This is a genomic window from Phyllobacterium sp. K27 (assembly GCF_054796155.1).
In genome coordinates this window covers 581,464-597,187 of record NZ_JBTWND010000003.1, presented here as the reverse complement: position 1 = coordinate 597,187, position 15,724 = coordinate 581,464, and the positions used below count along the sequence as shown (strand labels likewise).

The 15,724-nt window shown below is 53.1% G+C and carries 17 protein-coding genes and 4 pseudogenes; 14 read left to right on the top strand and 7 right to left on the bottom strand.

Going from position 1 to position 15,724, the window contains the following annotated elements; translation table 11 throughout:
- Nucleotides 1-45 precede the first annotated feature (45 nt).
- Nucleotides 46-369 carry a DUF736 domain-containing protein gene (locus ACYJL1_RS20665; RefSeq protein ID WP_460898955.1) on the top strand — a complete coding sequence of 108 codons (324 nt, stop codon included), beginning with the start codon at nt 46-48 and terminating at the stop codon, nt 367-369.
- 253 nt (nt 370-622) lie between these two features.
- Here ACYJL1_RS20665 and ACYJL1_RS20660 read toward each other — a convergent pair.
- Nucleotides 623-1,333: pseudogene (locus ACYJL1_RS20660) on the bottom strand (type IV secretory system conjugative DNA transfer family protein); the annotation flags it as partial.
- Here ACYJL1_RS20660 and ACYJL1_RS20655 point away from each other — a divergent pair.
- From ACYJL1_RS20655 to ACYJL1_RS20635, 5 genes and pseudogenes are all read left to right on the top strand, one after another.
- Nucleotides 1,250-2,158 (top strand): annotated as a pseudogene (locus ACYJL1_RS20655) (thiamine pyrophosphate-dependent enzyme); the annotation flags it as partial. The pseudogenes ACYJL1_RS20660 and ACYJL1_RS20655 overlap by 84 nt on opposite strands.
- A complete protein-coding gene (fabG, locus tag ACYJL1_RS20650) occupies nt 2,155-2,931 on the top strand; it encodes a 3-oxoacyl-ACP reductase FabG (protein WP_460898953.1) in 777 nt (258 codons plus the stop codon). The pseudogene ACYJL1_RS20655 and the gene fabG, both read left to right, overlap by 4 nt.
- An 86-nt stretch (nt 2,932-3,017) precedes the next feature.
- Nucleotides 3,018-3,737, top strand: coding sequence for a winged helix-turn-helix transcriptional regulator (locus tag ACYJL1_RS20645; protein WP_460898951.1), 720 nt, complete (start codon nt 3,018-3,020; stop codon nt 3,735-3,737).
- Nucleotides 3,738-3,926: 189 nt separating this feature from the next.
- The gene (locus ACYJL1_RS20640; protein ID WP_460898949.1) at nt 3,927-4,211 is read left to right on the top strand and encodes a GNAT family N-acetyltransferase; all 285 of its coding nucleotides are present in this window, start codon (nt 3,927-3,929) and stop codon (nt 4,209-4,211) included.
- On the top strand, nt 4,124-4,429 hold the full coding sequence (locus ACYJL1_RS20635) for a GNAT family N-acetyltransferase (protein WP_460899185.1): 306 nt from the start codon (nt 4,124-4,126) through the stop codon (nt 4,427-4,429). Before ACYJL1_RS20640 ends, ACYJL1_RS20635 begins: the two co-directional genes overlap by 88 nt.
- A 119-nt stretch (nt 4,430-4,548) precedes the next feature.
- On the opposite strand, the gene ACYJL1_RS20630 is transcribed toward ACYJL1_RS20635, so the two are convergent.
- Nucleotides 4,549-4,953 (bottom strand): winged helix-turn-helix transcriptional regulator, encoded by a 405-nt coding sequence (locus tag ACYJL1_RS20630; protein WP_460898947.1) that lies wholly within the window; start codon nt 4,951-4,953, stop codon nt 4,549-4,551.
- A gap of 99 nt (nt 4,954-5,052) precedes the next feature.
- Between ACYJL1_RS20630 and ACYJL1_RS20625 the strand changes: the two genes are divergently transcribed.
- The 4 genes from ACYJL1_RS20625 to ACYJL1_RS20610 all read left to right on the top strand — a co-directional run bounded on the left by ACYJL1_RS20625 (nt 5,053) and on the right by ACYJL1_RS20610 (nt 8,111).
- Entirely contained in the window at nt 5,053-5,946 is an 894-nt protein-coding gene (locus ACYJL1_RS20625; protein WP_460898945.1) for an NmrA/HSCARG family protein, read from the top strand.
- Between the two features lie 193 nt (nt 5,947-6,139).
- On the top strand, nt 6,140-6,505 hold the full coding sequence (locus ACYJL1_RS20620) for a hypothetical protein (protein WP_460898942.1): 366 nt from the start codon (nt 6,140-6,142) through the stop codon (nt 6,503-6,505).
- A 542-nt stretch (nt 6,506-7,047) separates the two neighbouring features.
- Entirely contained in the window at nt 7,048-7,506 is a 459-nt protein-coding gene (locus ACYJL1_RS20615) for a hypothetical protein (RefSeq protein ID WP_460898940.1), read from the top strand.
- A gap of 161 nt (nt 7,507-7,667) precedes the next feature.
- Entirely contained in the window at nt 7,668-8,111 is a 444-nt protein-coding gene (locus ACYJL1_RS20610) for a DUF5655 domain-containing protein (RefSeq protein WP_460898938.1), read from the top strand.
- A gap of 52 nt (nt 8,112-8,163) precedes the next feature.
- Here ACYJL1_RS20610 and ACYJL1_RS20605 read toward each other — a convergent pair.
- A pseudogene (locus ACYJL1_RS20605) lies at nt 8,164-8,913 on the bottom strand (IS5 family transposase).
- 518 nt (nt 8,914-9,431) lie between these two features.
- On the opposite strand from ACYJL1_RS20605, the gene ACYJL1_RS20600 reads away from it, so the two are divergent.
- On the top strand, nt 9,432-9,953 hold the full coding sequence (locus ACYJL1_RS20600; protein ID WP_460898936.1) for a DUF992 domain-containing protein: 522 nt from the start codon (nt 9,432-9,434) through the stop codon (nt 9,951-9,953).
- A gap of 113 nt (nt 9,954-10,066) precedes the next feature.
- Nucleotides 10,067-10,672: a DUF922 domain-containing Zn-dependent protease gene (locus ACYJL1_RS20595; protein ID WP_460898934.1), complete on the top strand. Its 606-nt coding sequence runs from the start codon at nt 10,067-10,069 to the stop codon at nt 10,670-10,672.
- 130 nt (nt 10,673-10,802) lie between these two features.
- Here the strand turns inward: ACYJL1_RS20595 and ACYJL1_RS20590 are convergent, their stop codons facing one another.
- The 3 genes and pseudogenes from ACYJL1_RS20590 to ACYJL1_RS20580 all read right to left on the bottom strand — a co-directional run bounded on the left by ACYJL1_RS20590 (nt 10,803) and on the right by ACYJL1_RS20580 (nt 13,038).
- Nucleotides 10,803-11,435 (bottom strand): pyridoxamine 5'-phosphate oxidase family protein, encoded by a 633-nt coding sequence (locus ACYJL1_RS20590; protein WP_460898932.1) that lies wholly within the window; start codon nt 11,433-11,435, stop codon nt 10,803-10,805.
- A 451-nt stretch (nt 11,436-11,886) separates the two neighbouring features.
- Nucleotides 11,887-12,073 (bottom strand): annotated as a pseudogene (locus ACYJL1_RS20585) (VOC family protein); the annotation flags it as partial.
- Between the two features lie 206 nt (nt 12,074-12,279).
- Complete coding sequence (locus ACYJL1_RS20580; protein WP_460898930.1) at nt 12,280-13,038, bottom strand: ABC transporter substrate-binding protein; 759 nt, start codon at nt 13,036-13,038, stop codon at nt 12,280-12,282.
- 240 nt (nt 13,039-13,278) lie between these two features.
- Here ACYJL1_RS20580 and ACYJL1_RS20575 point away from each other — a divergent pair, with 240 nt between their 5' ends.
- Entirely contained in the window at nt 13,279-14,181 is a 903-nt protein-coding gene (locus ACYJL1_RS20575; RefSeq protein WP_460898928.1) for a DUF930 domain-containing protein, read from the top strand.
- A 31-nt stretch (nt 14,182-14,212) separates the two neighbouring features.
- Nucleotides 14,213-14,806: a YdeI/OmpD-associated family protein gene (locus tag ACYJL1_RS20570; protein WP_460898926.1), complete on the top strand. Its 594-nt coding sequence runs from the start codon at nt 14,213-14,215 to the stop codon at nt 14,804-14,806.
- A gap of 42 nt (nt 14,807-14,848) precedes the next feature.
- Here the strand turns inward: ACYJL1_RS20570 and ACYJL1_RS20565 are convergent, their stop codons facing one another.
- On the bottom strand, nt 14,849-15,307 hold the full coding sequence (locus ACYJL1_RS20565) for a GNAT family N-acetyltransferase (RefSeq protein WP_460898924.1): 459 nt from the start codon (nt 15,305-15,307) through the stop codon (nt 14,849-14,851).
- Between the last annotated feature and the right edge of the window lie 417 nt (nt 15,308-15,724).

The following is a 15,724-nucleotide window of genomic DNA, read 5'->3' as shown; positions in this document are numbered from 1 at the left end:
GGGCGCCATCGGGAATGGTCCCGAGCAACCAAAGGAGTAAGTCACATGGCCACCACGATCGCAACGCTGACACAGAAGACTGACGGCAGTTTCGAAGGCGTATTCGCCACCATCCGGGTCAATGCCCCGATCGCCATCGTCCCAAACGCCAACAAGGCCACCGAGGAAGCCCCGGATTACCGCATCATCCACCGCAAGACAGGCTTCGAGATCGGCGCGGGCTGGAACCGTGTCGCCCGCCAGACCGGTGAAGAATACCTCTCCGTCAAGCTGGAGGCGCCAGAAATCGGCGTGATCTTCGGCAACCTTGCATCCGCCCCCGGCGGTGAGCCGAATCGAAAGGTCATCCTCTGGAACAATCCAGCCTGACCTGATGATTGCCGGCCCTGGAAACAGGGTCGGCATCATTTCCCACTCCAGGTCTGGCCACACTGCCGCTCGCGTCTCCAATAACAACCTCGCCCGTAGCGGCGATAGCAACGCAAGCTAGCCCGGCATTTGCCAGTTACGACTTTGGACGTAATGATATCACCCGTCCGTTTGTCCAGTACGACCCATAGTCTTTGACCGCAACATTCGACCACGACGACATGGACAGGGTCACCGAGCGTGAAGTTGCTTATCAAATCCGCACGAAACGATTGACTTTTGCTGCCATATCCATGTCCTTGCGCCGGAAATAGATCGCCCGGCCACAACGGATCGGGCTATGTCCCTGCACGATGATGATCTGCTCATCCGTGCGCATCGACTGGGTGATCTCGTGCGGCATAATCAGGGGCCGACGATGAAAACTGACGCTTTCCGATTTGCGCGTGCCGCCATTTCCTCTATTCCAGCCGATGTTACGAGATCGGCCCGGCACCTCTATGGTCATTTCCCCGCATTGGGCCGAGACATTGCGGGCCGTGTCGAACGCCTTGATCGCGGCATAGGAAGCAAACGCGCAACCATCGATCCAGGAAGTTGCCCCATCCTTCCCGAAATGCCGCTCCAGCTGACCGACCGATTGATACATCAGCATCATGCTGATGCCGTATTTCCGGCCGCGGTCACGTGCTTCCTCCAGCACGCGCATATAGCCAAGCAAATCGACCTCATCCAGCGCAAAAAGTGCGCGGCGCTCAAAACCACCGTCGGCCTGAATCATGGCGTTGACGAGTGAACCGATGATGACGCGGCCAACGCCCGGATAGGAGCGCAAGACCGAAGCAGGGATGTTGAGAAATACATCTTTTCGGCCGGTGGCGATATCACACGGCTTGAAGGCATTGCCGCAAACCAGCGCGGCATAACCGTCCAGCGACAGCCATTGCGTGTTGATAGTTGGCGTCAATTGTCGAAAGGCACAAAAATTATCCACATCGACATTGATCCTGCCGAGATCGGACGAACCTATGAAGCGTTGCGTCTTACAGGTGACGTTCGCGAGACATTGTCATTGCTTCGTACAGCTCTTCTGCAGAGTGATCTGACATTACGTGTTTTGTCACGGCAAGATGCGATCAACCGTATTGCGTCTTATTGGGACGGTTTTGAAATGGATAATCGGTCGAATGCTCTTTCTTCTTCGTCCCCGATACGTCCCGAACGCATCATGTCTGAATTGCAGGCGCTGCTCACGCCGCAAACCGTGGTCGTCGCTGACGCCAGTTATTCGTCGATGTGGGTGGCGGGACAATTGCGGGCCTTGGCGCCAGGGATGAGGTTCATAACGCCGCGCGGTCTGGCGGGGCTTGGCTGGGGTTTACCACTTGCCCTTGGCGCGAAAGCCGCACGACCAAATGATCCGGTCATCTGTATTGTCGGCGACGGGGGCTTTGGCCACAGTTGGGCTGAGCTCGAAACGATGGTACGGGAACGACTTCCCGTGACAATTATCGTGCTCAATAATGGAATTTTGGGGTTTCAGCGCGATGCGGAGACAGTCAAATTTGGCAAATACACCACGGCCTGCCATCTGGGCAACGTTGACCACACGCTTATTGCACAAGCATGCGGTTGCCCTTCAATACGCATCAGCGATCCTTCGGATCTGGCCTTGCAACTGCAACGTGGATTGCAAGGCAAAAGCCCGCTTTTGCTGGAAGTTATGACGGATCCAGAGGCTCACCCGCCGCTTTCGTTGTTTGCGTCGATGAACAGGGCAGCAGCATGATCGACCGGATGCAGTCCCGTGTTGCAGTTGTCACGGGTGGAACCACTGGCATCGGCTTCGAAACGGCCCGGTCGCTGCTGCGTTCGGGACATCGTGTTGGTATTTTCAGCCAAAGCGAGGAAAATGTCGTCTCCGCGGGTGCACACCTCAGCCGTGAATTCGGACCGGAGAATATTCTTGCCCGCACAACTGATATCGCAGATCCCGAAGCGATCGCGGCTTTTTTTGCCGAACTAAAAACAATATGGGCTGCGCCCACGGTCCTTGTGTGCAATGCCGGGATTTCGCCAAAGGGTGCAAATGGCGCCCTGCCGTTTTCTGATATTTCGCTCAGTGAATGGAATGGAGTGATCACCATCAATTTGACCGGTGCAATGCTATGCTGCCAAGCTGTGCTACGAGACATGGTGGAAGCGGGATTTGGCCGCATCGTCCTGGTCGGTTCTGTTGCAGCCCGTGGGCGTCCGAAGATTGCTGGTGCAAGTTATGTAACCTCGAAAGCAGCCTTGTCGGGGTTGGCAAGAGCGCTGATCGAACCGTACGCAAATCACGGAATTACAGTCAATCTTGTAGCACCCGGGCGTATCCTGACTGACATGTCAGGGCCTGTCGATCGTCCGTCGAACAAAGCGGCTCTTGAGCGAATTCCGTCCCGACGTTTTGGAAAACCGGAGGAGGTTGCAGCGCTTGTCGCGTTTCTTGCCGGTGAAGCTGCGGGTTTCATCAACGGAGCAACAATCGATATCAATGGTGGTGAAGTTGTCGCTCCCTAGAAAACAGCGATCATGCTCCCATCAACGTCCCTGGAAATAATATGTGGAACCTTAAATAGTAGCGTTAACGGAAAGAGAGCAATTCGATGGTCAAGCCAAAGGTCGCAGTTTGTTCCCACGATTCTGAGCTCTATGTGCTTTTAAAATACATTCTTGAAGCTGAGGGGTATGCAAGCGCCGTGGCCACTGAATTGCCGGAGATGAGACGCATTTCTTGCGAAGAAAGGCTCCACGCAATCATCGTGGACTGTTGCGACAATTATGATGCTGCTATCCAATTATGCGGGCAATTCAAATCTGATGATGCGACCAAGGACGTCCGGATTGCCGCGCTTCTAAGTCCTGGCGATGCACATCGGTTCGTCAAATTGATAAAGGCCGGTGTCGAAGATGGCTTTGTCCGTCCGCTTATGCCTGATAGATTACTGCACTTTCTTCGCGGTATCGCCCCAGCTGACGACGATGTTGCGCCCAGCAATCCAAAGCGCACCGTTCGAATTTTGCAGAAGGGTGATTTCGAGTTAAATCTGGACGCGCATTGTGCGACGTTCAAGCGACGCAGGCTCGATCTCGGCCCTATCGGTTTTCGGCTGCTTTTTCATTTGCTGCAATATCCCAATTGCGTCCACAGCCGGGAAGAGTTGGTGGATGTTGCTTGGCCCGACAATGAAAGCGCCGATCCAAGAGCGGTGGACGTTCATCTTAGCCGGTTGAGAAAAGCCTTGAAAACCGGTCTAGGCCGGCGTTGTCCGATAAAAACGGTGCGCTCATGCGGATACCTCCTTGAGATATCAAGCGTTCCTTGACGACATATCGGGCTTTTTCCAAACAGCGAGTTTATCTTTATTGACTTGCTTGGACGTTTTGAAGGGCCATAAGCCATACTATTTGCGCCTCATACTGGCTAAAGTAAGGCTCAAACGATTCAGCCGAAGAATGCTGATCTGAAGGAGCTGTAACTACAGCCTGAAGATGTGAAAGAAGTAGAGAACGGCATGGACGACACGATCACTGTTCAAACGAAACAATTCATCCTCCGCGAGTTTTGCGAAGCAGACAGGGCCGCCTTTGTAGCTTGCCAGTTGGATGAAAACTTTCGACGCTTTCTAGCTGCTGAGGAGCGCGGCCGGGCTCATGCGGAGCGGGTTTTCGATCTTTTTATCGCTGGCAGTCGCATCGGCCCCGCCGCAACATTCAACTTGCAGTCAGCACCAAAACTTGTCCTGAGCAGTATGTTGGAACAGTGGGTATCAGAACTGAGAACCTTTCTCCTTCAGTAGGTGACGTTGGTATCGAGTTAATCCCGGAATTGTGGGGTCACGGGGCGGCGCGAGAGATTGTTCTGGCCTTTGTTGCGTGGGCGCGAGAACATATGGGAATAATCACACTGTCCGCAGAAACGGCTTATGGAAACCGGGCCGCCGAACGGCTTGCCTTGACCGCCGGGCTGCGACTGGTGATGGAAAACAAGAAGCGTCATTGGCAAACTCCGGTGTAGTAAGGCGAACCCATCACCAGTTCATAACGATGGCTGTGCCCCTCAGTTCAATAAAACAGCAGCAACAGAAGGACTTGAGGAATGTGTGAGACAGTCGCCATCCGGAGCGATATTGCGGCTTACTGTTTGGAGCTGTCGTAAGCGCGACGATACTCCTGGATGGTGTACAGATTATTCCGAACCCAAAAATTGAACCCCTCAAGGGCGCGTAAAGCTCCACCACCCATTTCGGTCAGCTCATACTCGACACGCGGCGGCACTTCGGGAAAATAATGGCGCACGACGAGCCCGTCACGCTCAAGATTGCGCAGCGTAAGTGTCAGCATCCGCTGGGTGACCCCATCAAGCTCTTTTTTGAGCGTTGAAAAGCGGAGCCGATACTTCTGCGCGAGCGAAAGGCGCCAAAGGACCGGGACAGTCCATTTGTCGCTCATTAGCGTGCAAACGCCGTTTGACGGGATAGGTCTGAACAGCCGATCACCCTTTGAGCCTCTCAGCGTGTCGGCAGGGATATGTTTGTCCATGGGTATCATCCTTGTGCGTGATGCTGAAAAATGTGCCGTCTTCCGGCGGTCCTCCAAACGTATATATGGATACCCCATAGTTCAATGCGAGGGTTTCCAATGACAGTTGCCAAACGTCCAATTTTGATTTTCGGCGCTACCGGCCGCCAGGGAGGATCTGTTGCCAAAGCCTTATTGCAGGCGGGGTGGCCGGTTCGCGCCCTTGTTTTAAATGCCGCGGATGCCGCACCTTTAGCGCTGCGGAATGCAGGCGTTGAGCTTGTGCAGGGCTCCTTTGAAGACACGGATGTGATGCGTGTTGCCATGAAAGACACCTATGGTGTTTTCAGCGTATTGCCGGCCAACCTGACTGCAGAGGACGAAGTCCGCTATGGAATCTCGATTGCGGATGTTGCAGCCGAAATCGGCGTCGACCATCTCGTTTATTCTTCAGGCGCCAGCGTTGGGGATGAGCTAACGGGGGTCGCGCGTTTCGATGCCAAGCCTCGCATCGAAACGCATGTTCGAAAACTCCCCATCACCACGACCATCGTCCGGCCGATGATCTTCATGGAAATGCTCGTGCAACCTGGTTTCGGTTTGGATGAGGGACGATTGGTATCCCTGATCAAACCGGATCATTCAATTCAACTGACCGCCGTGGAAGACATCGGCAAATTCGTTGCTGCGATGTTTGCCGACAAGCTCCGCTTCGGAGACATGACTTTGAAGATCGCAAGCGACCGCGTGACGGGGCACGAGCTTGAAGCCACATTTACCGAAGTCGCCGGTCGCCCGATCGCCTACTCACGCTTTTCCGATGACGTTCTCGCAGCGAATGCTGACCTCGCGCACATGGCGAAGAGCCTGGAAGATGGCCCGCTTGCAGAACGTGTCGATCTGAACGCCATGCGTGAGATCAACCCGGAGCTATTATCTCTCAGGTCTTGGCTTGCCGGGAACGGACGCAGGGCACTCGACGAAGCCCTGGGAACAACCAACCCCTCGGCGTAACCCCGGCTTCAATTACACGGGACAGTGGGCGCGCAGGAAACCACCAAGCGGACGTCCCAGCCGGCAGACCGATTAAGTCAGTTACCTTGCCGGACCCAGCCCGCTTATGACGGATATAGGCCACCGCCGTGTATTGCACGCCATGCTCCCGCTACGATCCAAACTTGTTGAACCAGCCTTATTCTGGACTTTGTTGATCATTCCCGATCCCGAGGACCATCTGTTGCGTCCCTCCGAGATGGGGGACGACATGGCCTCCACTCACCAGAGGCAGGAAGCGCTTCAGCGCTGGCCGTGCCGGTCGCGCACCGCGCTGTTCGGCCCGGTCATAGCGTGGTTTCTGGAAGATTCCGCCATCGTCGAGGTGGTGCTAAATTCCGATATCCGGGTGGATCGCCTTCGCAGATGGACCGCATTCAATCTGACTGATGAACAACCCAGGCCCGATCGAAACGACGTGCCAGCAGTCGTCGCGGCGCATCAAGACATAGTAGGCCCCGCCACGCAGACCAACGGCTTCATCAGCGCCCACCTGCAAAACGAGCTTCCAGTCCGCTAATGGCACCGTGATGATGATCGAGGAAACCGGCTATGGCACAGCAAAGCGGCTAATTGCTGATCTTCCAAAGAAGCAACGATGAAACTTGGGTGATGCGTGAGTGGATAGAGCGAATTTGAGCATAGGGGGCGCGTGCCAGCCCCAGATAGCAACGATTTGCATAACTGCAGCAGCAGTTATGAAGCGTCCGGCATTCTGTGCCGATCTCCTGCGATAGACGACAATCAGCGCCAAGTGCAATGACGTTCATCAGCAGGATGTGGATTGTCATGTGCCCAGCGATTGGCCCCGAGTCATTCTCCCTCAACGGCTGCGTAGGTCAGCCGCTTCTGAATTATGGTTGTAACTTAACTCTTACCAAACAAACGAAAGGCTGATTTTGTTTCAAAAGATATGAAAAGTTTCATTTCGAGCTGACAACCCCGTCAGCATCAGACTACTCTGCGTCATCGAGCATGCAAAAAAGTTTCTTAGGTTACGTTGAGTCAGGGAACCAAAGCTTTCCCCGGGCGGTTCGGATGAACAACTTAAGGAGGTTCCAAATGTCAAATGGCGATAAATCCGATGGTAGTCGAGCTTTCGACAAAAGCAGCCCCACGACCTTTGGTCAATCAATGGAAAGCGAAGCACAGATTGCCGATGCCGCGAGCCGCTCGTCTGGTCTCGTGGGGCAAGATGAAACACTTCATGTCTATAGGCTTGTACCCACCGCATCGCCTGACGATCCCAGATGGGAGAATTCACCGTTTCAAGGTGAAGTCGTCGTCGTTGCCAGAACAACTGGCGACGCTAGAATTGTGGCTGCCGGTCGCGAACTCGATTTTATGGAAGTTGATGCAGCACCGGCCGATGATGTCACCACGTTCAATGCAAGTGCATTCCGCGACGACAAGCTTTATACAGTCATCAAGATTGAAAGCGACCGAACTGATCTAACGCGAGGCGTGATAATTGGTGATATTAACGTTGATAATATCCGGCCCCTGCAGTCTTTAAGTTAGCGTTCCATCTGCAAAGAAACACGACCTTACGTGCGCCTTAGCCCTAAAATTGATGACGGCGCGGAGACTTGCACCTTTCCGTTGCAATGACGCACAACCGCCTTCTGCGGTGAGCGAGACTACGCTTTGGGGTTTGTCTCGGTGACCAAAACCAGCACAAAATGGGGCTGCAGCCGAGTTCGCCTGTGTCGCAGCACTCAAGGGGGTCGATGGTCGCTAGCAAGTATGTGTTATTAATCAACTGGAGCAAACCGCGCTCTGCCAACGAACTGAGCGGGAGAGTGGCAAGGTCTTTTTGCGTGAATGAGAACGACTACCTTGGATCGGACGTGGACTCCCGCGCGATATTCTCCCCAATCGACTCTGCGGTGACAGCAGTTGGCGAGGCGGAATGGCGCGTATCCAAAAGTCAGATTGGGTTCTATCGGAAGCACCCATTTGCCGCGGTTTGGCGGCCGAACCAATATCTCAGTGGAACCCATCCACCACTGGTTTTGAGCGTTTTCCTCCAGCGAAGAGACCGATCTCCGCGCTGGAAGGAAGTAATCGAGCCCAAGCCTGGTCGCTTCACACATCACCTGGAGATCAATGGCGCCAGAAGTTGACCACCAAGTTCGGGAGTGGCTGCGGGAGGCATGGGCATCTGCTGCGTGAGTATCAGAGCCAGAAGATGACGGTCGCAGCTATGCAGATGGCGGACATGAAGGTTTGGGCGCATTGGTCGTAGCGGGTGTGGATGCGACGCCAGTCCTTGGGTTTGCCGAGTATGTTCTCGATCCTGTGTCGCTGGCGGTAGAGCACAGTGTCGTGTGGAACCGGGGCCTTACGGTTGACCTTTGACGGGATGCAGGGAGCAATGCCACGCGCGGTCAGAGCGGCACGGAACCAGTCGGCATCGTAGCCCCGATCGGCCAGCCGCGCCTTGGCCCTGGGCAAGGCATCGATCATCAGCGCCGCGCCTTGTAGTCGCTCATCTGCCCTTCGCTGAGCAGCATGACCAATGGTCGGCTCTTGCCATCGCAGACGGCATGGAGCTTGGAGTTTAGGCCGCCTTCGGTGTGTTCGATACGTCGGGGAACCCCTTTTTGAGCAGGCTGGCCGCTGTGCGGTGCACCTTGAGATGGGTAGCATCGATCATCAGTCGATCTGGCTTGCTGCCCTTGGCTGCCAGCGCCGCGAATATCCTGTTGAAGACACCCATGCGGCTCGAGCGGATGAACTGGTTGCAGTTAGTCTTCGGTGGCCCGTACTGCGCAGGCGCGTCACGCCATCGCGAACCATTACGGATCACGAAGATGATGCCGCTGATGATCCGACGATCATCGACCCGCGGCACCCCGTGCGACAGTGAAAATATGGCTCGATGCTGCGCATCTGCGCTTCGGACAACCAAATCAAGTTACTCATAGCAACGCCTCCTCGCGTCACCATTGAATCAACCGTCCACCGCCTCCGCAAGCAAATTGATAGGTCCTGAGCCTAGGATCATAGACCACCGTTTCTCGAAAACATTTTGAAGAACCGCGGTGCATTTATGACTTCTCAGCGCGCCTGCTCGCGGAAGAATTACTGCTGAAGGTCCCTGATCGAAAACCAAAACGGCTCGCAGCGGCTCTGCACTACTACGGAGCCGCGCATCAGATCCTGGTGTATTTCCGCCGCCGGCTAAAGCGTTTCCGGATTTTCGCAGGTACTTTGCCGATCAGTAGCGTTGACGAAAAGCACAGCCCGCTGCACACAATGCCTTTAAAATGTCCTAATGCCCGTTGAACTGTGGGCGGTCCGTTGTCGCGCCTTCACCTATGGATCTGTTTTCTTGCAACCTTTTCCGGACTGGAATCGTTGCACCAACGTTCTATCGCTGAATTTGCGGACGGGACAATCCGGCATTTTGTGTCGGTCAGGATTCTATTAAGGAGAGAAGCATGAACAAGACTCTTGCAATGGCGCTTGCCGTAGGGTCGCTGGCATTGGCCGGTACAACAGTGGCTAAAGCAGCCGATATACAAACCCGCACATATGAAGAGCAAGATGTACGCAATGGCGTGAAGATCGGCTATCTCGATTGCTCAATCGGCGGTGGCGTCGGCTATGTGATTGGTTCAGCCAAGGAAGTTGAATGTTCGTTCCGATCCACAATGGGCGGAGAGCGCATCGACAATTATACCGGTGCAATCAAAAAGCTTGGCGTTGACCTTGGCTTTACCACTCGCAGCCGTCTGATCTGGGCAGTGTTTGCACCAACCGCTGGCTATCATCATGGTTCATTGAGCGGCCTTTATCGCGGTGCGACAGCTGAAGCCACAGTTGGTGCCGGTATTGGCACGAATGTGCTGTTCGGCGGCACATCAGGCTCCATTCACCTTCAGGCAGTGAGCATCACCGGCCAGATTGGCCTCAATATTGCCGCTACCGGAACTTCCATGACGCTGGCGTCGGTTAATTAGTTAAGACATCCGGCTCCGTCCGCAAAAGCGGGCGGAGTCATTCCTCGATCAGGGTGGCCGAATCGCTGCAACTGTGAACATGTTCGAGTTCATTCAGCGTCAGCGAGGCCAGATTGAAACGACCCATTTTATTCTCTTTCCTGCTGACTGGCTTTCTTTGCGTATTGCCCGGCTTGGCCACGGCTCAGTGGGTCGCAGTTGAAAAGGTGGAACCTTATACAATTGCCGGAAAGTCGGGTGCGTCGCTCTATGCGTCCATGGGCGAAAGAGGCCCGCAATTGGGTGGTAGGGTCCGAGCCATTGCCCACACGAATTTCAAACTGACATGGACCAGAAAATATGAACGGCAGGCTGACAATGCCTGTAAATTGGTTTCTGCGCGACCCAAGCTGATAATCACCTATACGCTTCCCAAACCATCTGATCGCTTGCCGGATGCGGTCAAACAAAGTTGGGATGAATTCATCACGGGTGTCAAAAATCACGAACTGGTGCATGGCGAGATGATCAAGGACATGGTGCGCGCGATAGAGGCGGCGACAGTCGGCTTATCTGTCCCTGACGATCCCGCCTGTCAAAAAATCCGGTCCGAGATGCAGCCTCGACTTTCCGCTCTTTCAATAGCTCAGCGCCAGAAAAGCAGGGACTTTGACCGCGATGAAATGAGCAGGGGAGGCAATATCCAGCAACTTATTCTCAAGCTGGTCAACGGACCCTGATCACCCATTACCTGACTCTTGCCGTCAATAATAATCGGTGTTTTGCCGCCATGTTTTGTTTGGTAATCCTCCCGTTTTTAGTACGCGACAAGCTGCTACATCCGTTGATGGGATCCGCAGTCAGACGCCTTTAGTACATCGTCTGTTTGTAATCCTCTTCCAATCCTGCATCGATCTTTTGCATCTCTTCCTCCCCCGGTGCACCGGTCGTTTCATCCAGTATCATCTTGATCAACGACGGCATCTGTTTGCGATCCTGATGGTGAGCTGTATCCCAAATATGCGAGCGTCTAAGAGCTTTTGCGCAATGCAGGAAGACCTCCCGGACCTGCACTATTATCGCGAGAGTGGGTACGCGATTATTGACCATCATGGTTTCAAGAAGAGTTGGGTCATTGACTATGCGTGCCACTCCATTGACGCGCAGGGTGTCGTCGAAGCCGGGGATCATGAACATTAGCCCCACAGCAGGATTTGCTATGATGTTAGAAAGGCTGTCCAACCGGTTGTTCCCTGGACGGTCAGGGATAGCCAGCGTTCTGTTGTCCAAAATACTTACGAACCCGGGAGGGTCGCCGCGTGGGCTTACATCTGCCCGGCCGTCTAAATCTTGCGTGCCCAAACAAAGGAACGGCGAACGCCGGATAAACGCTTGCGCGTGTATTCCAAGACTTTCCTGAAACTTTTGAATAGCGAGGTCATGCGTGGCCGGGTAAAGTTCGCGCAACGCTTCCTCGCTGTCGATGACGAATTTGGGATCCATATCTCTCCTCCCAGAGACTTTGCACTTCTGAATGCCTCAAGATGAGGTGCGCACATCAATTTTGTCAAGCATCGATCTGTTAAGCGCGACTGCCCGACCCATGACGCATGAAAAGGTTTTCGCTCTCGCCGGATCACCGGCAGTCGGTGCCGCTGGATCGTTTTAGGCCGACATATGCGGATAAGTGGGAACAACCAGAGGTTTCCGGATGAGATGGATTCCTGCGATTGTGACTTTTCTAATGCGGAGCCATTAACAACGTAGGAAAAATGCTCTGAAATCAGCCCAGTTTTTTCTTTATCTTCTTGAGTGCTTAGAGCCGCCTTAGGCAGCAGAATGATCGAATGCGATCTGGGCCAAGCGGGAAGAGATGCCGTCAACCCCACAAGGAGAAAGTTGTCGCGATATATGATGGACCCGGATAGTCAACTTTCCTGGTCCTGAATGGCGCTCAGATTAATTGGCCCACATCGATGCGGTTACCTTCCGGGTCTTCAAATACGAAGGCACGTAGACCATAGTCCTTGTCTTGCAGCCCCTTTTATAATCCGTACGCCATGCTGCTTGCATCGCAAGTGTAGTGCGTCAACTTCATCCACGAGAATGTGAGCTATGTTAAAGCGCGCCACCGGACGATGCCGAGGAATGCAATACACTTTCGATGTTGTATCAGGAAGTACGGTGCCGACAGCGATGGCTTTACGGCAAAGCAAATCGGACCGCAACCCCATGAAAGCGATGTTCGCTGACCACCGCTTTGGCGCAAAGCTGTCATCTCATCACGCTGAAAATCTTCGACATCAATCCATTCCGATGGTCAGGTTGCGAGGGGCATCGCTGACTTCTAATAAATGTCGAAGGGGAAATATTTGGCAACGATTTTCTTGTGCGTCCCATTTGCCACGATAGCATCGATTGCTTTGTTGAACTTTTCCCTCAGTGCATCGTCGCCTTTGCGGATACCGATACCTGCTTCGGTCTCGGTTCCGGGGACGTCGCCAAGCATTTTGCAGCAGTCTTTTCCCGCGTTGTTGAGCCAATCCACGACGACGAATTTGTCCGAGATAAGCGCATCGATACGACCGTTTGTCATATCCGCTGCAGCCTCGTCCTGCGTGGGATAAAGTTTCACATCCACACCCGCCTTGCCGTAAACATCTGTGGCGTAGTTTGCTTGCGTCGTGCCTGCCTGTGCGCCAACGGTCTTGTCTTTCATGTCAGCGATAGCGACGCCTGCCAGAGTACTGTCGTTTGGAACGGCGACTGCCAAGGGTGTTGTGTAGTACTTGTTCGTGAAATCGATCTGTTTTTTTCGGTCCTCGGTGATGCTCATTGATGCAATGATTGCGTCATATTTGCTGGCCATGAGTCCGGGAATGATGCCATCCCAATCCTGAGCAACTATCGTACATTTGGCTTTCATCTCTTCGCAAAGAGCATTCGCCATATCAACGTCCAGCCCGGTTAAGGTCCCGTCAGAGTTCAAAGTGTTGAACGGCGGGTAAGCGCCTTCGGTAGCTATCCGTATGACGGGGGCGTCCTGTGCGCCTGCAGCCGATGTGTATGCAACGATAATAGCAGTGAATAAAAGCAGTTTCTTCATGTTCCATCCTCTGATTTGGCGGGAATTCTACTTCCGCAGGATCAGAGTAATGCAATCGCGAAAATTACAAAGCGCTTTCTCTACGTTGCGTCAAAAATCCAGCAGCACTTTGATTCTTGTTATCACTCGACCAAGAATGTACATCAGACATTCGGTTGCAAATGCTTATGGGTTTCGGAAATCTGTCTTGACATGTCCATCTTCCGGAACAGCCCGATGAGTTGAACGCTGGCCGCACATATGGGTTTTGGACGCGTGATCGCTAATCTTTCGAGCATTTTCGAGTATGCTGCAAAGCCCTGGAAAAGGCTGAAGTTTGGCTTGCCATTCTCACTCGCTTTGCATCTTTTGATAGGATTATTGCTGTGGAACGGGCTTTCTTTTGAAACAATGCCAGCACCGAAGGAAACAATTGACGTCAAGCTTGTTCCCCCTCCAGCCCCATCGTCGGAACCTGTAGAAAAATCTCAACTCAAACCACCGTCAGCTCCTGCACAACCGCCTGCGGGAGGCAGCCCTGCATTCGCGGCAGCCACCGCAAAAACCGAGCCGAAAACAGCAGAAAAAGAATTGCCCCCAATTGCTGCTCAAGAGTCGTCGGAACCGGACAATGCAGACGACGAGACCAAGCCGGAAAAACCCGCTAAAGCTGAAAAGTCGCAGGAACAAGAAAAATCACCGGAAGGCCTGAAACCTGCCTCGGAAGAAAAACCGCGCCCTGAAGCAAAGGAAGCAATAACTGCCGAACCCGCAAAACCCAAAGCAAATGAAAAGGTGAACAATCCCACTCCGGTCAAGGAGCTTTTCTCGCAAGAGGCACTCGCAAGCTTTCGGGTAAGGCAGTCTGCGCGTAAAATGTCGGCCAGAGATCGAATTATGCAGCTTTGTACGATCGAAGCATTGGAGCAGGTGAGGCGTCAACGACCCGGTTCTTTCCCCGACCTTCTCGTTCCAGGCGGGCGAATTTCGGAATATTCGTTTAACACCAGTGACGGAGCTTTTCGCAGCAGGGGAGATTGGTACAATATCAACTTCAAGTGCACCGTTGACAATAACAGGAGCAAGGTTGTCTCGTTCAGTTTTGCAGTGGGAGATTCTGTTCCCAGAAGTGACTGGAGTAGCCGCAGTCTATTGATAGACTAGCGAAAAAAGCAATCGTTTTGGGAGAAACGCCATGACAAAGAGTGAGACGAACCCGAAGGTCGATGCTTTTTTAAGCAGGGCGAAAAGTTGGAAAGAGGAGTTTGCGGAGCTGAGGTCTATTGCATTGGAATGCGAACTGACTGAAGAGCTGAAATGGGGCGTCCCTTGCTACACGTTTCAAAACAGCAATATCGTTCTGATACACGGGTTCAAGGCATATTGCGCAATGCTCTTTATCCAGGGCGCTTTGTTGAAGGATTCAAAGAACGTTCTGATCCAGCAGACGGAGAATGTGCAGTCTGCACGCCAAATCCGGTTTACCGGTCTGCCGGAAATAACTGGGATGAAAGCTATCCTGAAAGACTATATTCAGGAGGCCATCGAGGTTCAGAAGGCCGGTTTGAAGGTAGACTTCAAGACGACAAAAGAGTTTGCCGTTCCTGAGGAATTTCAAGCCAAACTCAATAATTTACCTGCGGTGAAAACAGCCTTTTACGCGCTGACTCCCGGAAGGCAGCGAGCTTATCTTCTTCATTTTTCGTCGGCAAAGCAGTCCAAAACCCGTGAGGCCAGAATTGAAAAATCTTTGCCAAGAATTTTAGAAGGAAAAGGTCTGGATGATTAAAACAACTCAAGGAAAACATAGCAGTTTCCCCTGCAAGGATCGCTACAGCGCAAGCTTGAAACCTTCATGAGTTGGCGTGAATCCAAGCGCGCTATAAAATCGGAGCGCATCCGGTCGCGTCTTGTCCGAAGTCAACTGCACGAGCCCGCAGCCGCGCTCTCTGAAATTTGCAATAGCCCATTCGATCATGCGGTGGCCGATACCTTGTCCCCGATGGCTTGGCGCAATTCTCACGCTCTCGATCTGACCGCGCCACATCCCGCTGCGTGATAATCCAGGTATATAGGAAAGCTGCATGCAACCGATGATTTTGCCGTGCTCCACGACAGCAACCAGCAGTTGGTTCTGGTCTTCTTCGACAGCTTTAAAAGCCCGAATATAGCAATCAGCTATAGGGTCCGATACAATTTCACGGCTTTGTCCGAGCTCATCATCCGCCAGCAGAAGGATAAGGTTATGCAAGTCCCTTTGTACTGCTTTGCGAAACTCGAGTGCTGGCATCAAATATCTCCTGTTTGCCCGTAAAGTTAGGTCGACGAGAATTTCAACAATTGGCCTTCCTCGCAACCCGTTGCAATTGAGCTATGCGGGATAGCTCGTAAATCAACAAGTTCCGCTTCTCATAGAAGATGGCGTGTTTGTTCCCAAGGCCGATTGTCATGTCGACATACCAAGCAGGACCATGGACTGAAAAGAACTGTCCATTGTCCGCAAGTTCTAGCCAAACTGTGTCAGACTATCGGAAATGCTGCCCTTACACGGTCCAGCTGCCATTGGGGGTAATGTTGCAGACTTAAGCACCGCCGTTTTAAGCATTTGTGTGAATGGGCTGAGGCGTGATGCTTGTTTCACTATTGGTTGATGGGTCGTTTGGGTGGACAGCTGGAGAAAACGGCCTATCTTGCCAGTATGTACGCA

Excerpts from the sequence above, each read along its gene's own strand:
- ACYJL1_RS20665 (WP_460898955.1), top strand. The coding sequence starts at position 46 with ATGGCCACCACGATCGCAACGCTGACACAGAAGACTGACGGCAGTTTC.
- fabG (WP_460898953.1), top strand. The coding sequence starts at position 2,155 with ATGATCGACCGGATGCAGTCCCGTGTTGCAGTTGTCACGGGTGGAACC.
- ACYJL1_RS20645 (WP_460898951.1), top strand. The coding sequence starts at position 3,018 with ATGGTCAAGCCAAAGGTCGCAGTTTGTTCCCACGATTCTGAGCTCTAT.
- ACYJL1_RS20640 (WP_460898949.1), top strand. The coding sequence starts at position 3,927 with ATGGACGACACGATCACTGTTCAAACGAAACAATTCATCCTCCGCGAG.
- ACYJL1_RS20630 (WP_460898947.1), bottom strand. The coding sequence starts at position 4,953 with ATGGACAAACATATCCCTGCCGACACGCTGAGAGGCTCAAAGGGTGAT.
- ACYJL1_RS20625 (WP_460898945.1), top strand. The coding sequence starts at position 5,053 with ATGACAGTTGCCAAACGTCCAATTTTGATTTTCGGCGCTACCGGCCGC.
- ACYJL1_RS20615 (WP_460898940.1), top strand. The coding sequence starts at position 7,048 with ATGTCAAATGGCGATAAATCCGATGGTAGTCGAGCTTTCGACAAAAGC.
- ACYJL1_RS20610 (WP_460898938.1), top strand. The coding sequence starts at position 7,668 with ATGGGGCTGCAGCCGAGTTCGCCTGTGTCGCAGCACTCAAGGGGGTCG.
- ACYJL1_RS20600 (WP_460898936.1), top strand. The coding sequence starts at position 9,432 with ATGAACAAGACTCTTGCAATGGCGCTTGCCGTAGGGTCGCTGGCATTG.
- ACYJL1_RS20590 (WP_460898932.1), bottom strand. The coding sequence starts at position 11,435 with ATGGATCCCAAATTCGTCATCGACAGCGAGGAAGCGTTGCGCGAACTT.
- ACYJL1_RS20580 (WP_460898930.1), bottom strand. The coding sequence starts at position 13,038 with ATGAAGAAACTGCTTTTATTCACTGCTATTATCGTTGCATACACATCG.
- ACYJL1_RS20575 (WP_460898928.1), top strand. The coding sequence starts at position 13,279 with ATGGGTTTTGGACGCGTGATCGCTAATCTTTCGAGCATTTTCGAGTAT.
- ACYJL1_RS20570 (WP_460898926.1), top strand. The coding sequence starts at position 14,213 with ATGACAAAGAGTGAGACGAACCCGAAGGTCGATGCTTTTTTAAGCAGG.
- ACYJL1_RS20565 (WP_460898924.1), bottom strand. The coding sequence starts at position 15,307 with ATGCCAGCACTCGAGTTTCGCAAAGCAGTACAAAGGGACTTGCATAAC.